Origin of the sequence: Burkholderia sp. THE68, assembly GCF_009938265.1 — a bacterium.
GTDB lineage: Bacteria > Pseudomonadota > Gammaproteobacteria > Burkholderiales > Burkholderiaceae > Caballeronia.
Genome location: NZ_AP022315.1, coordinates 1,222,850 through 1,237,133 on the forward strand (window position 1 = coordinate 1,222,850; position 14,284 = coordinate 1,237,133).

The 14,284-nt window shown below is 64.2% G+C and carries 14 protein-coding genes; 7 read left to right on the plus strand and 7 right to left on the minus strand.

Going from position 1 to position 14,284, the window contains the following annotated elements:
* Positions 1–177 precede the first annotated feature (177 nt).
* Both BTHE68_RS05840 and BTHE68_RS05845 read right to left on the minus strand, forming a co-directional pair.
* Positions 178–375 carry a hypothetical protein gene (locus tag BTHE68_RS05840; protein WP_061176201.1) on the minus strand — a complete coding sequence of 66 codons (198 nt, stop codon included), beginning with the start codon at positions 373–375 and terminating at the stop codon, positions 178–180.
* A gap of 54 nt (positions 376–429) precedes the next feature.
* Entirely contained in the window at positions 430–1,854 is a 1,425-nt protein-coding gene (locus BTHE68_RS05845) for an MFS transporter (protein WP_162065536.1), read from the minus strand.
* Between the two features lie 166 nt (positions 1,855–2,020).
* Between BTHE68_RS05845 and BTHE68_RS05850 the strand changes: the two genes are divergently transcribed.
* The 3 genes from BTHE68_RS05850 to gnd all read left to right on the plus strand — a co-directional run bounded on the left by BTHE68_RS05850 (position 2,021) and on the right by gnd (position 6,412).
* Positions 2,021–3,073: an NADP(H)-dependent aldo-keto reductase gene (locus tag BTHE68_RS05850; RefSeq protein WP_162065537.1), complete on the plus strand. Its 1,053-nt coding sequence runs from the start codon at positions 2,021–2,023 to the stop codon at positions 3,071–3,073.
* A 258-nt stretch (positions 3,074–3,331) separates the two neighbouring features.
* Positions 3,332–5,425 (plus strand): transketolase, encoded by a 2,094-nt coding sequence (gene tkt / locus BTHE68_RS05855; protein ID WP_162065538.1) that lies wholly within the window; start codon positions 3,332–3,334, stop codon positions 5,423–5,425.
* Between the two features lie 6 nt (positions 5,426–5,431).
* A complete protein-coding gene (gene gnd / locus BTHE68_RS05860; protein WP_162065539.1) occupies positions 5,432–6,412 on the plus strand; it encodes a phosphogluconate dehydrogenase (NAD(+)-dependent, decarboxylating) in 981 nt (326 codons plus the stop codon).
* 64 nt (positions 6,413–6,476) lie between these two features.
* Here gnd and BTHE68_RS05865 read toward each other — a convergent pair whose 3' ends face one another.
* Both BTHE68_RS05865 and nodI read right to left on the minus strand, forming a co-directional pair.
* Positions 6,477–7,331 (minus strand): ABC transporter permease, encoded by an 855-nt coding sequence (locus tag BTHE68_RS05865; protein WP_286202781.1) that lies wholly within the window; start codon positions 7,329–7,331, stop codon positions 6,477–6,479.
* 4 nt (positions 7,332–7,335) lie between these two features.
* The gene (gene nodI / locus BTHE68_RS05870) at positions 7,336–8,286 is read right to left on the minus strand and encodes a nodulation factor ABC transporter ATP-binding protein NodI (RefSeq protein ID WP_162065540.1); all 951 of its coding nucleotides are present in this window, start codon (positions 8,284–8,286) and stop codon (positions 7,336–7,338) included.
* 337 nt (positions 8,287–8,623) lie between these two features.
* On the opposite strand from nodI, the gene BTHE68_RS05875 reads away from it, so the two are divergent.
* Positions 8,624–9,133, plus strand: a complete 510-nt coding sequence (locus BTHE68_RS05875; RefSeq protein WP_086966931.1) for a universal stress protein — start codon at positions 8,624–8,626, stop codon at positions 9,131–9,133.
* Positions 9,134–9,151: 18 nt separating this feature from the next.
* On the opposite strand, the gene BTHE68_RS05880 is transcribed toward BTHE68_RS05875, so the two are convergent.
* The 3 genes from BTHE68_RS05880 to lexA form a co-directional block, all read right to left on the minus strand.
* The gene (locus BTHE68_RS05880) at positions 9,152–9,754 is read right to left on the minus strand and encodes a DUF2939 domain-containing protein (protein ID WP_162065541.1); all 603 of its coding nucleotides are present in this window, start codon (positions 9,752–9,754) and stop codon (positions 9,152–9,154) included.
* A gap of 102 nt (positions 9,755–9,856) precedes the next feature.
* A complete protein-coding gene (locus BTHE68_RS05885; RefSeq protein WP_162065542.1) occupies positions 9,857–10,183 on the minus strand; it encodes a hypothetical protein in 327 nt (108 codons plus the stop codon).
* 203 nt (positions 10,184–10,386) lie between these two features.
* Positions 10,387–11,064: a transcriptional repressor LexA gene (lexA, locus tag BTHE68_RS05890; RefSeq protein WP_061176194.1), complete on the minus strand. Its 678-nt coding sequence runs from the start codon at positions 11,062–11,064 to the stop codon at positions 10,387–10,389.
* 258 nt (positions 11,065–11,322) lie between these two features.
* Here lexA and BTHE68_RS05895 point away from each other — a divergent pair, with 258 nt between their 5' ends.
* The 3 genes from BTHE68_RS05895 to cysW all read left to right on the plus strand — a co-directional run bounded on the left by BTHE68_RS05895 (position 11,323) and on the right by cysW (position 14,273).
* Positions 11,323–12,357, plus strand: coding sequence for a sulfate ABC transporter substrate-binding protein (locus tag BTHE68_RS05895; RefSeq protein ID WP_162065543.1), 1,035 nt, complete (start codon positions 11,323–11,325; stop codon positions 12,355–12,357).
* Between the two features lie 105 nt (positions 12,358–12,462).
* Complete coding sequence (cysT, locus tag BTHE68_RS05900) at positions 12,463–13,368, plus strand: sulfate ABC transporter permease subunit CysT (RefSeq protein ID WP_162065544.1); 906 nt, start codon at positions 12,463–12,465, stop codon at positions 13,366–13,368.
* Between the two features lie 44 nt (positions 13,369–13,412).
* Positions 13,413–14,273 (plus strand): sulfate ABC transporter permease subunit CysW, encoded by an 861-nt coding sequence (cysW, locus tag BTHE68_RS05905; protein WP_087131407.1) that lies wholly within the window; start codon positions 13,413–13,415, stop codon positions 14,271–14,273.
* Positions 14,274–14,284: the final 11 nt, after the last annotated feature.

Genomic DNA, 14,284 nt, shown 5'->3' on the forward strand with positions numbered 1-14,284 from the left:
TGGCTATATGCGAGTTGTCGGCGCGCGTGAGCGCGACTTGATGGCCGCGCGCAAACGTTTCGCCAAATAGCAAAACTTGACTCAGAAGATGTCGATTCGGGAAACCGGATTACGCGGATCGTTGTAATCGATACGGCGGCGTTACCGATGTGACGGTGAGATGACGCGCCGGATTCGTCAGATGGGCCACCACGCGCCGATGCTCGGCTCGGCGTCGAGCGCTCGCAGGAAGTCGTCGGCGAAGGCGTCGGCGACGCGCTGGCGGTCGGGTGAACCTTCCGGGAAATCGTGCGGATTCTTGAGACCACGCGCGTGGCGGATGGCGGCGACCGTTTCGGTCAAGGCGGACAGGGCGTCGAGGGTGTGGGAGTTCATACGGGGGATTACGGCAGGCGAGGCGAAGGCTTGAGCCTTTGCGTCATGAAATCGTCACGCCTTCCGCTTCCCATGCCCCGAAACCAGCGCCCCCGCGTCCTTCGCGAGCCCGAACAGATCCACCACGCCGACCAGCCCCACCAACGCGACGATCAGAAACGCGACGCTGAAATCCTCCGGCCCGATCGAATGCGCATCGTGCCCGTGGAACCACTCGCCGATGCGCAGCGCGATCGCCCCGATTGCAACGCCGATGCCCATCGTCATCTGAAAGAGCGTGCTGGACAGCGCCGACGCGCCGCTCATCTGCGTTTTCGGCACGTCGGCGAAGCTCAGCGTGTTCAGCGCCGTGAACTGCAACGAACGCGACAGACCGCTCAAAAACAGCACGACGACGATCAGGAGTTTGGGCGTCGTCGGCGTGAGCAGGCTCATCGCGGCGAGCGACAAGGCGGCGAGCACGCCGTTCACGATCAGCACCGACCGGAAGCCGAACCGGCGCATCACGGGCGTGGTGACGAGCTTCATCGACAGATTGCCGGCGAACACGGCAAGCGTGAGCAAGCCGGATTCGAACGCGTTCATGCCGAAGCCGACCTGGAACATCAGCGGCAACAGGAACGGCGCCGCACTGATCGCGATGCGAAAGAGCGACCCGCCGGTCATCGATACGGCGAACGTCTTCACCTTCAGCGCCGACAGATCGACGACCGGCTGCGCCGCGCGCCGCAGATGCCAGTACGACGCGATACCCGCCACCCCGCCCACCGCGACCAGCACGCCGACCAGGGTCCAGTCGGCGTCGCTGCGGCCGATCAGTTCCATCGCGTAGAGCAGCGTCGTGCATGCGATGCCGCACAGCGCGAACCCCGGCAGATCGAAGCGGCGCGTCGCATCCTCGCGCTCGTTGCCGATGTAGCGCAGCGTCAGCAGCAGGCCGATCAGACCGAGCGGGACGTTCAGATAGAAGATCCAGCGCCACGACGAGTAGGTCGTGATGAAGCCGCCGAGCGGCGGGCCGATCACCGGAGCGACGAGGCCCGGCCAGGTGATGATCGCGATCGCGCGCATCAGCCCTTCCTTGGGCGTCGCGCGCAGCACGGCCAAGCGTCCGACCGGCACCATCATCGCGCCGCCGATGCCTTGCAGCACGCGCGCCGCGGCGAACGCGGGCAGAGTCGAAGTCGTCGCGCACAGCACGGACGCCGCCGTGAACACCGCGATCGCGCTCGCGAACACGGTACGCAGCCCGAAGCGGTCGGCGGCCCAGCCGGAAATCGGAATGAAGACCGCGAGCGTGAGCAGATAGGCCGTGATGCCGAGGCTCATGTCGGCGGGATGCACGTTGAACGAGCGCGCCATCTGCGGCAAGGCGGTGGCGATGATCGTGCCGTCGAGGTTCTCCATGAAGAAGGTCGCCGCGACCAGCATGATGATGAGCGACGAGCCTTTGTTCTCGCTGACACTTGCAGACGGCATCGGTGACGCGCTCCTGCCTGACGTATTGGAAGCCTGCCATTCTAGCTGCGGGAGCAGACCTTTCGCGGCTATGGTAGTTTTTGCGATTGCCGGAAAACCAGCCAAGCAGCATTTCCGACAATGCGCCGACAGCGCGCAAACACTACGCCAACAAGAGGACTGAGCAATGAAGTTTCGGAAACTGGGTGATTCGGGTGTCGATGTGAGTCTGATCGGGCTCGGCACCATGACCTGGGGCGAGCAGAACACTGAAAGCGACGCACACGAGCAGATCGAATACGCGCTCGCTCAGGGCGTGAATCTGATCGATGCCGCCGAAATGTACCCGGTGCCGCCGCGCCCCGAAACGCAGGGCCGCACGGAGGAATATATCGGTACGTGGCTCGCGAAGAACGCTGCGAAGCGCGCGGACATCGTGCTGGCGACGAAGATCGCCGGGCCCGCGCGTCAGCCGCACAATCCGCGGCACATTCGCGGCGCGGGCAACCAGTTCGATCGCAAAAACCTGAACGAGGCCATCGACGGCAGTCTGAAGCGCCTGCAAACCGATTACGTCGATCTGTATCAGCTGCACTGGCCCGACCGCAGCACGATGACCTTCGGACGACCGAACTATCCGTATCTGGAAGACGAGTACACGGTGCCGATCGAGGAAACGCTCGCCGCGCTTGCCGAGATCGTGAAGGCGGGCAAGATCCGCTATGTGGGCGTGTCGAACGAAACGCCGTGGGGCGTCGCCCAGTTCCTGCGCGCGGCAGAGAAAGTGGGCCTGCCGAAGATCGTCAGCATTCAGAATCCGTACAGTCTCGTGAACCGCACGTATGAAGTCGGACTGTCGGAGTTCACGCACCATGAAAGCGTCGGGCTGCTCGCGTATTCGCCGCTCGCGTTCGGCTGGCTGTCGGGCAAGTACGAAGGCGGCGCACGTCCGGCCGGCGCGCGCATCACGCTGTACGAACGTTTCCAGCGCTACAGCAAGCCGCAAGCGGTCGCGGCAATCTCGTCGTATGTCGAACTGGCGAAGCGTCACGGCCTGACGCCCACGCAACTCGCGCTCGCGTTCGTCAACACGCGGCCATTCACGACGAGCACGCTGATCGGCGCGACGTCGATGCCGCAGTTGAAGGAGAACATCGAGAGCGTGAACGTGGAACTGTCGGACGAAATTCTGGCCGAAATCGAAGCATTGCACGAACGCCAGCCGAATCCGGCGCCCTGAATTCCCTGTCCGGTCAACGATTTGTCGAAGAATCGGATGGGCTGGCCGCGAATGTGTCAGCATTGACGTTCGTGCGGCGTTTAGCCCATTTTCTTAAACCGCATCCGTTTGCCGTGCCGCAGTGATGCGGCACGGCGCGCCTCTCGCAATACTCGCCGTGCGGTGCCGGCTGCAAGGCACTACACTTGCTCGATGGTCCTGGTTGCCCGCTGCGGCGCCTTTCGCCACAGCGCGCTCTTTGCAAAGGAGTCGTCGCTCATGTCTCAAGCAACACCGCAGGCCAAAGATCTCGATCGCCTGACGATCGACACCATCCGTACCCTTTCGATGGACGCCGTGCAAAAGGCCAATTCCGGCCACCCCGGCACCCCGATGGCGCTTGCGCCCGTCGCCTTCCATCTCTGGCAGAACCATCTGCGCTACGATCCCGACGCGCCGCTCTGGCCGAATCGCGACCGCTTCGTGCTGTCGGTCGGTCACGCGTCGATGCTGCTGTATTCGCTGCTGCATCTGGCGGGCGTGAAGGAATTCGACCAGGACGGCAAGCCGACCGGCAAGGCCGCGGTCTCGCTCGACGACATCGAGCATTTCCGGCAACTCGACAGCAAGACGCCGGGCCACCCGGAATACCGCATGACGACCGGCGTCGAAACGACGACCGGCCCGCTCGGGCAGGGTCTCGGCAACAGCGTCGGCATGGCGATGGCCGCGCGCTGGAAGGAAGCTCACTTCAACAAGGGCAATGACACGATCTTCGATTACCGCGTCTACGCGCTGTGCGGCGACGGCGACATGATGGAAGGCGTGTCGCACGAAGCGGCGTCGCTCGCGGGGCATCTGCGGCTGTCGAACCTCATCTGGATCTACGACAGCAACCGCATCACGATCGAAGGTCACACGGACCTCGCGTATAGCGACGATGTCGAAGCGCGCTTTCACGGCTACAACTGGCATACGCTGCACGTAGACGACGCCAACGACGCCAGCGCGCTCGAAGACGCGATCAACAAGGCGAAGTCCCACACCGACAAGCCGACGCTGATCGTCGTGAAGAGCATCATCGGCTGGGGCGCGCCGCACAAGCAGGACACGTCCGGCGCGCACGGCGAGCCGCTCGGCGAGGAAGAAATCAAGCTCGCGAAGAAGTTCTACGGCTGGCCCGAGGACAAGCAGTTTTACGTGCCCGACGGCGTCATGCAGCATTTCGCCGACGGCATGGGCGCGCGCGGCAAGAAGCTGCACGCCGAGTGGAAGCAGCGCTTCGACGCCTACGAGAAGTCGAATCCGGAACTTGCGAAAGAAGCGTGGCAGATGCTCCAGAACAGGCTGCCTGAAGGCTGGGACGCCGATATTCCCACCTTCGAGCCGGACGAAAAGGGCATCGCGACGCGCGATTCGTCGGGCAAGGTGCTCAACGCGATCGCGCCGCGCCTGCCCTGGTTGATCGGCGGCTCGGCGGATCTGTCGCCTTCGACCAAGACGAACCTCAAGTTCGAGGGCGCGGGCAGTTTCGAACACGACAGCTACGACGGGCGCAACCTGCACTTCGGCATTCGCGAGCACGGCATGGGCGCGGTCTGCAATGGCCTCGCGCTATCCGGATTGCGGCCGTATGGATCGACGTTCCTGATCTTCAGCGACTACATGAAGCCGCCGATCCGCCTCTCCGCGATCATGGAAGTGCCGGTGATCTACGTGTTCACGCACGATTCGATCGGCGTCGGCGAAGATGGACCGACGCATCAGCCGATCGAGCAACTGGCTTCCTTGCGCGGCGTGCCGGGCCTCTCGACGCTGCGTCCCGCCGATGCGAACGAAGTGGCCGAAGTGTGGCGCGTCGCGCTGTCGCATCCGAAGGAGCCGTCGTGCATCGTGCTGACGCGCCAGGCGCTGCCGACTTTCGATCGCAAGAAATACGCATCGGCCGATGGCGTGAAGCGCGGCGCGTACGTGCTCGCCGATACCGAAGGCGGCAAGAAGCCCGAAGTGCTGCTGCTCGCGACGGGCAGCGAAGTGTCGCTGTGCGTCGAGGCGTACGAGAAGCTGAAGGCCGAGGGCATCGCGGCGCGCGTCGTGTCGATGCCGTCATGGGACATCTTCGAGAAGCAGGATCAGGCGTACAAGGACTCGGTGCTGCCGCCGGACGTGAATGCGCGCGTGTGCGTCGAGCAGGCCGCGACGCTCGGCTGGGATCGCTACGTCGGCCGCCTGGGATCGCAGATCGTGATGCACACGTTCGGCGCGTCGGCGCCATTGAAGGCGCTCAAGACGAAATTCGGCTTCACGCCGGAGCGCGTCTACGAAGAAGCGAAGAAGCAGATCGCGCGCGTGAAATCCAACGGCAAGGAGTGAATCATCATGCAGATCGGCATCGTGGGACTGGGACGCATGGGCGGCAACATCGGGAGGCGTCTGATGCGCAGCGGGCACACGTGCGTCGTGTACGACCACAACCCGCAGGCGACCGAGGCGCTCGCCAGTGAAGGCGCGACGGGCGCGAAGGATCTGGGCGATCTCGTCGCGAAGCTGGCCGCGCCGCGCGTCGTCTGGCTGATGCTGCCCGCGGGCAAGATCACCGAGGACACGCTGAATGATCTGCACAAGATCCTCGGCGCAGACGACGTGATCATCGACGGCGGCAACAGCTTCTACAAGGACGATATCCGGCGCGCCGCGCAGTTGCGCGAGCAGGGCATCCATTACGTCGATGTCGGCACTTCGGGCGGCATCTGGGGACTGGAGCGCGGCTACTGCATGATGATCGGCGGCGACGAAGCGGTCGTGCGCCGGCTCGATCCGATTCTCGCGACGCTTGCGCCCGGACGCGGCGATATTCCCGCCACGCCGGGACGCGAAGGACGCGATGCGCGCGTCGAGAACGGCTATATGCATTGCGGACCGGTCGGCTCGGGCCACTTCGTGAAGATGGTGCACAACGGCATCGAGTACGGTTTGATGCAGGCGTATGCCGAGGGCTTTCACATCCTCAGGCACAAGGAATCGAAGGATCTGGCGGAAGGCGAACGCTATACGCTCGATCTCGCGGATATCGCCGAAGTATGGCGGCGCGGCAGCGTGGTGTCGTCATGGCTGCTCGATCTGACCGCCGGCGCGCTCGCCACCGATGGCACGCTCGAACGCTTCTCGACGGAAGTCGCGGACAGCGGCGAGGGGCGCTGGACCATCGAGGCGGCGATCGAGGAAGCGGTGCCGGCGCAGGTCTTGTCGGCGGCGCTTTACACGCGCTTCCGCTCGCGCGATGCCGAATCGTTCCCCGAGCGCATGCTCTCCGCGATGCGCTTCGGCTTCGGCGGGCACCACGAGTTTCCGGCGAAGTAGCGCTGTTTCGTCGACGATGCGAAAACGGCGATGGGCTTCGCAGTCCATCGCCGTTTGTCATTTGTCACTTCATCATGCGCCGCCTGAAGAGCCACGCGCAGAGAAAGAACGGCACGACCGCATACGCGATCAGCACGAGCACGTGCACGGCCAGGCCGTCGAACGGGCGGCCGAGCATCGCGGGACGAATCAGTTCGACCGCGTGAAAGAGCGGCAGCACCTGCGTGACGTGCTGCGCGAGCGCGGGCAGTTGCGCGATCGGAAAGAACACGCCGGAGAGCAGAAGCATCGGCGTGAGCGCGAGCGTCTGATAGAACATGAAGAAGTCGTAGCTCGGCGCGAGCGCGGTGATGACCATCGCGGTGCTGGCAAACGCGAGTCCCGTGAGCACGATGACGGGCAGCGCGATCAGCATCGACGGAAAGCTCGCATAGCCGAGCGCGCCCGCGACGACCATGATCGCCACGCCCGACAGCACCGATTTGCTCGCGGCCCAGACGATCTCGCCCAGCACGATATCGCCGAGCGTGAGCGGCGTGTGCATGATCGCTTCCCATGTGCGCTGCACGTGCATGCGCGAGAAGCCCGAGTACATCGCTTCGAAGCTCGCGGACATCATCACGCTCGACGCCGCCGTGCCCGCCGCGAGAAACGCGATATACGACACGCCGTCGACGTGTCCGACCATCAGGCCGAGACCCAGCCCGAGGCCGAAGAGATAGATCATCGGATCGGCGAGATTGCCGATCATCGAGGCGATCGCGAGCTTTCTCCAGACGAGATAGTTGCGCAGCCATACCGACATCCAGTGCGTGCCGTTGGCGGGCAGCGCGCTGGACAGCGGCGTGAAGCTTTCCGCGTGCGCCTGCGGCCTGTGCGCGCGCTTTTTGTCGACGCGGGATTGATCGAGCGTATCCATTGATTCAGTCCACCATCTCGCGTCCGGTGAGACGCAAAAACACATCTTCGAGATTTGCCGGGCGATGCAGATAGCGCACGTCCGCGCGGCCCTTCACGCGCGCATGCACGGGCTGCGGGTCGTCGACGTAGCAGAACAGCGTTTCACCGCTGACTTCCATGCGCGCGACCAACGGCGCGAGCTCGGCGGCGAGGGCTTGCGGATCGGGGCCGTAGATCTCGATCACGTCCGAGCCGATCACCGATCCGATGAGATCGCGCGGCCGTCCCTCGGCGATCTTGCGGCCTTCCTCGATCACGCACAGCCGGTCGCAGAGGCGTTCGGCTTCTTCCATGAAGTGCGTCGTCAGGAGGATCGTCTTGCCGCGCGCGAGCAGCGAGCGCAGGCGCTCCCAGATCAGATGCCGCGCCTGCGGATCGAGGCCGGTGGTCGGCTCGTCCATGACGAGGACGTCGGGATCGTTGACGAGCGCACGCGCGAGCGTGAGACGCCGTTTCATGCCGCCCGACAGTTCGCCGACGCGCGCATCGGCCTTGCTCTCCAGCCGCGCGAATTCGAGCAGCGACGGCACGAGCGCGTCCATGCGCGCGCCCGTCAGGCCGAAGTAGCGGCCGAACACGGTCAGGTTCTCGCGCACCGTGAAATCGGGATCGAGATTGTCGAACTGCGGCACGACGCCCACGCGCTCGCGCGCGAAACGGGCGCGAGCGGGCACCGGCTCGCCGACGAGCCGGATCGCGCCGCTGTCGGGCGAGGTGATGCCGAGCAGCATCTTGAGTGTCGTCGTCTTGCCCGCGCCGTTCGGGCCGAGCAGTCCGAAGCATTCGCCGGGGCGCACATCGAACGAGAGACCGTCGACGACAGTGCGATCGCCGTAGTGTTTCCTTACTTCGTTGAACTCGATGGCGGGTGGCGCGCCGCTTTCATCGGACTCGCGTGATGTTTGATCAGTCATGCATTCGTGCCGCAGGAAAATCGCGTAAGGGAAATCCAGCGGGCTAGTGTAATCCATTGCACCAAGGCAGCGCGTCGCTTGCAACCGCATGCGGCGAACGCGAGTCAAAGCTGTGCGGGAAGGTGTCGAACCGGTTCCGGCCGAAAGTGCCAGAGGCTTGTCCGCCGGTGCGCCCGGGGTTCTGGCACGGTGCGAGCTAGCACGTTCGCGGCGGTTAGCGTTTTCCAGCGTTGCCACGTATGGGGCGACACACCATGATGAAGAAACGCCGCAGGTAAATCGCGCTACGCTTCGCATCGAACGGAGCGCGACGGGCAAGTTGGCCAGGGAGGTCACGATGGATAGCTATCGAAAAATCCTGCTGTGCTATGACGGCTCCAGAGAGGGTCGCAAGGCATTGCGGCAAGGCGCGAATCTCGCGCTGGATCTGAATGCCGAGACGCACGTCCTCGCGGTGGTCGACATGCGCTCCAGCATCGCGCAGAGCGCCGGACTGCTAACCGATATGGCCTGCGGACGCTTCGAAGAGGCCGCGCGCGACATCCTGCAGGAAGGCGTGGAATGGCTGCGCGAACGCGGTCTTCAGGCGCAGGGGCATTTCGCGTTCGGCCATCCGATCGACGAAATCGCGGCGCTCGCGGAAAGCCTGCAGGTCGATCTCGTCGTGGTCGGGCATCGGTGCCGCAGCGGACTTGCGCGCTGGTGGATGGGCGCAGGCAACACGCCGCTGCTCGATCGCGTGAAATGCAGCATTCTCGTTGCCGTGTGTCAGGCGGGTGAATCGGCGGAAGCCGAAGACGAAGCGGCTTACGCGGCGAAACCGGTCAAGGCCGAAGCCGGCGCCTGAGCGTGGGCGCTCGACGGATCAGCCGTTGAGATCGACCGCGACGAGCTTCCACGACACGAGTCCGTCGCGGCGGAAAATCGCCGAGTAACGCGCATCGCCGGCGCCGTGCTGATACGTGACGACGAACGTGTTCAGGCTTCGGTAGCCCGCCGTGGTCTGCGGCGGCGCTTTCGGCGCTGGCTGCGCGGCCGTGACAGCGGATGCGGGCGCGTCCGCGGCACTTGCCGATGCGCCGCCATTGCCCGCCTGTGGCGGACGTTCTCCCGGATCGCCGCGCGGTGGAATGCCGTTCAGAATGGCCGCGACGCCGTCCGGGGTTGCGTAAGAATCGACCAGCGGACCGACGAGCGCCGCGCCGATCATCGCTCCGATGATCGCGAGCGGATTGCCGCTTTTCTGGATATCGACACGCCGCGTCAGCAGCGCGGCGACCTGTTCCTTGAGACTCGCGCGCAACGCGGGAAAATCGACGTATTGATTGACTGTCTGCGCGTCGCGCGCATCGGCCGCGCGCTTCACGCGGTCCAGTGCGATGTAAGGTGACGCATAGATGAAACCGAGCGCCGCGACGAGTATCAGGACGACGAGCGCGGCAACGACAGAACGGGTAGTGCGGGACATGCGACGGCGAAGCCTCGTTTGCGGAACGTGAATCCGGGATTGACAGCGCGCAGGCGGTTTATATCCCGGAAATTCACGTTCGGCGTGCGGTTCGCCGCAATATCAGGCGAGGATGCCTCCCGTCAGCCCCGCGTCTTCCTCGGCGATACAGCGGTCGATCATGCGCGACACTTCGTCGATCTTGCCGACCAGAATCACCCTCGATTGTCCGCGATACACCCGCACCGGCGCGCGCTGTTCGGGTTCCGCATGCACCGTGCTGCTCAGCGACACGCGCGCAAAAGCCGGCTGGCGCGACGGCAACGCGGGCATTTCGTCGAAGAGATCGGGCGCGGATTCGGCGCGCGGCGTGCCGCACGTGATCAGCGCGCGCAGATGACGCAAGCGGCCGAACTGACGGAAGGGCAGCAGACGGGCAAAACGTTCCATGATGACTCTCCAGACGATAGGATGCACCGCGGCGCACCGGAACGATGGCCGTCATGCTTGTTGTGTTTGGGACGCCCTGGACGGACGTTGAAGCGGTTGGTGAGGCTATCTTGATATTTGAACGGGACATTTTCCGTCCCGTTGCGAAAATCTCGTGCAATCTGTCTTCGACTTTCGCGCCTCGCCGCCCGCGCGGCGCGCCGTCAGAACTCGCCCGAGCGGATCAGTCCGACGGCGATGCCTTCGAGCGCGAAATCGCTGTTGCCGGAGCGCACGAAAATGTTTTCGTAATCCGGGTTCTCGGCGATCAGTTCGACGCCGTCGGGACGGCGCTTCCAGCGTTTCACCGTGACGTCGTCGCCCAGACGCGCGACGACGATCTGTCCGTCCTTCGCTTCGTTGCGCTTCTGCACGGCGAGCAGGTCGCCATCGAGGATGCCCGCGTCGCGCATCGACAGCCCGCGCACTTTCAACAGATAGTCGGGCTTGTCAGAGAACAGCGCGGGATCGCACGAGTAGTGCTGCGAGATGTGCTCCTGCGCGAGGATCGGGCTACCTGCCGCGACCCGCCCGACGAGCGGCAGCGACAGTTGCATGATGCTCTGATGCGGCAGCGTGAACTGGTGCGGCAACTCCTCGGAGCGGTCGATGCGCGATGCATCGCCGAGCAGCCGGATGCCGCGCGACGAACCCGCCGCCAGCTCGATCACGCCCTTGCGCGCCAGCGCCCGAAGGTGTTCCTCGGCGGAATTCGCCGAGCTGAAACCCAGCTCGGCCGCAATCTCGGCGCGCGTAGGCGGGAAGCCGGTGCGGTCGATCGCACGCTGGATGAGCTCGAACACCTGCTGTTGCCGCGCGGTAAGTTTGGATGTCTTGGTCACTGGCTCAGGTCCCGGATGCACTGTATGAATGGACAGGTGACTGTATTTTTATACAGTATTTCGCGCTTTTCAAGCTTTACTTTAAGTTCGTGCCCGCCAGCCTGCGAAACAGTCGGTTGCCGGGCGCGCGCCCTTTTTCCATCCAGGAATATGCTTCTTAGCAGTTTTTCGTATAAAAAAGTGAATAACGATTATTTTCATTCATATAGACGCCTCGTTAGACTGATTCCGTCAATTCGATAAGACGGAGAACGGGGAATGCAAAGCATCACACTGGGATTAGGCAAGGGCGCGCGGCGTCTGTTCGCGGCAGCGGCGCTGACGGCCGCGAGCTTCGGCATGGTCGCGTCCGCGCACGCGCAGACGTCGTTTCTGAATGTCTCCTACGACCCGACCCGCGAGTTGTATCAGGACTTCAATCAGGCGTTCGCGAAGAAGTGGAAGGCCGATACGGGCGAGACGGTGACCTTCAAGCAGTCGCACGGCGGCTCGGGCGGACAGGCGCGCGCGGTGCTCGACGGCCTGCAGGCGGACGTCGTGACGCTCGCGCTCGCCTATGACATCGATGCGCTCGCTTCCAAGGGCCTCGTCAACGCGGACTGGCAGAAGCGCCTGCCGGACAACGCATCGCCGTACACGTCGACGATCGTGTTTCTCGTGCGCAAGGGCAATCCGAAGCACATCAAGGACTGGGACGATCTGGCCAAGCCGGGCGTGTCGATCGTCACGCCGAACCCGAAGACCTCGGGCGGCGCGCGCTGGAACTATCTGGCTGCGTGGGCCTACGCGCAGCACAAGCCGGGCGGCAACGAGCAGACCGCCAAGGATTTCGTGACCAAGCTCTACAAGAACGCCGGCGTGCTCGATTCCGGCGCGCGCGGCGCCACGACGAGCTTCGTGCAGCGCGGCCAGGGCGACGTACTGATCGCGTGGGAAAACGAGGCGTTTCTCTCGGTGAAGGAGTTCGGCACGGACAAGTTCGAGATCGTGGTGCCGACGGTGAGCATTCTGGCCGAGCCGCCGGTCGCGGTAGTCGACAAGGTCGTCGACAAGCACGGCACGCGCAAGCTCGCCGAAGCCTATCTCAAGTATCTGTATAGCGACGAAGGACAGACCATCGCCGCGCGCAACTTCTATCGGCCGCGTTCGGACAAGGTGCCCGCCGAACTCACGAAGCAGTTTCCGAAGCTGAAGCTCTACACCATCGACGACACGTTCGGCGGCTGGACCAAGGCGCAAAAGACGCACTTCGCCGACGGCGGCGTGTTCGATTCGATCTATCAACCGCAATAAGCAGAAGAAGCGCAAGAAGTGGGCGCAGCGGCGCGTCAATGACGCCGCGCGCCCGAAGCAGCAACGCGTGCCCGACCCCGGCGCGCAACCAAGGATCAATCAAGGATGACGACCCTCACATTCAAGAAGCCGAGCGCGCTTCCCGGGTTCGGCCTGACGCTCGGCATCACGGTGGCGTACTTAAGCCTCGTGGTGCTGATTCCGCTTGCCGCCACCTTCGCGAAGACCGCGACGCTCGACTGGGCGCAGTTCGTGCGCGCGGTGACTTCGCCGCGCGTGCTGGCGTCTTACCGGCTGACGTTCAGCGCGGCGCTCGGCGGCGCGCTCATCAACGCGGTGTTCGGTTTTCTGGTCGCGTGGGTGCTCGTGCGCTACACGTTTCCGTTCAAGCGCATCGTCGACGCGATCGTCGATTTGCCGTTTGCGCTGCCGACCTCGGTCGCCGGCATCTCGCTCGCGGCGGTCTATGCGGGTAACGGCTGGATCGGGCAGTTTCTCGCGCCGCTCGGCATCAAGGTCGCGTTCACGCCGCTCGGTGTGCTCGTCGCGCTGACGTTCATCGGCTTGCCGTTCGTCGTGCGTACTGTCCAGCCAGTGCTCGAAGACTTCGAGCGCGAACAGGAAGAAGCCGCCGCGTGCCTCGGCGCGACGCGCTGGCTCACGTTTCGCCGCGTCGTGCTGCCTTCGCTCTTTCCCGCGCTTTTGACCGGCTTCGCGCTCGCGTTCGCGCGCGCGCTCGGCGAGTACGGCTCGGTCATCTTCATCGCAGGCAATGTGCCGATGAAATCGGAGATCACGTCGCTGCTCATCATCACGAAGCTCGAACAGTACGACTACGCCGGCGCAACCGCGCTCGCCGTGGTGATGCTGTGCGTGTCGTTCCTGATGCTGCTGCTCATCAATACGCTGCAATGGTTCCTGCAGCGGCGCACCAGCAAGACGGGCGCGGCGCCTGCCGTCGCGGTCGGCCCCTCGCTGCATGTCGGACATCAGGGCGGAGGTCGCGCATGAGCACGCCAAACAGCAAGGCGTTGCCGGTGAACGCCGCCGCGCGCATGCACGAGAACAGCCTCAATCCGGTCACCGAGCCGCGCGCAGTGCGCTGGCTGCTGACGGGCATCGCGCTCGTGTTCCTGGCGCTCTTTCTCGTCGTGCCGCTCGTCGCCGTGTTCGTGCAGGCGTTCGCGAAAGGCATCGACTATTATTTCGAGTCGCTGAAGGACCCGGATGCGTGGTCGGCCATCAAGCTGACGCTCATGACCGCCGCGATTGCCGTGCCGCTGAATGTGGTGTTCGGGCTGGCGGCGTCGTGGGCCATCGCGAAGTTCGAGTTTCGCGGCAAGGCGCTCCTGACCACGCTGATCGATCTGCCGTTCTCCGTGTCGCCGGTGATCTCGGGTCTCATCTACGTGCTGATGTTCGGCGCGCAGGGCTGGTTCGGCCCGTGGCTCGCCGCGCACGACGTGCAGATCATCTTCGCGGTGCCGGGCATCGTGCTCGCGACGATCTTCGTGACGTTCCCGTTCGTCGCGCGCGAGCTGATTCCGCTGATGCAGGCGCAGGGCAACGACGAAGAGGAAGCGGCCCATGTGCTCGGCGCGTCGGGCTGGCAGATTTTCCGGCGCGTGACGCTGCCCAACGTGAAGTGGGGCCTGCTCTACGGCGTGATTCTCTGCAACGCGCGCGCGATGGGCGAGTTCGGCGCGGTATCGGTGGTCTCGGGCCACATCCGCGGCCAGACCGACACGATGCCGCTGCACGTCGAAATTCTCTACAACGAATACAACTTCTCGGCCGCGTTCGCGGTGGCGTCGTTGCTCGCGCTGCTCGCGCTCGTGACGCTCGGGCTGAAGCTCCTCGCGGAGCGGCGCATGACGCAAGCCATCACCGAAGCCAAGACAACCGCACCGAGTTAAGAGGCCGTCAT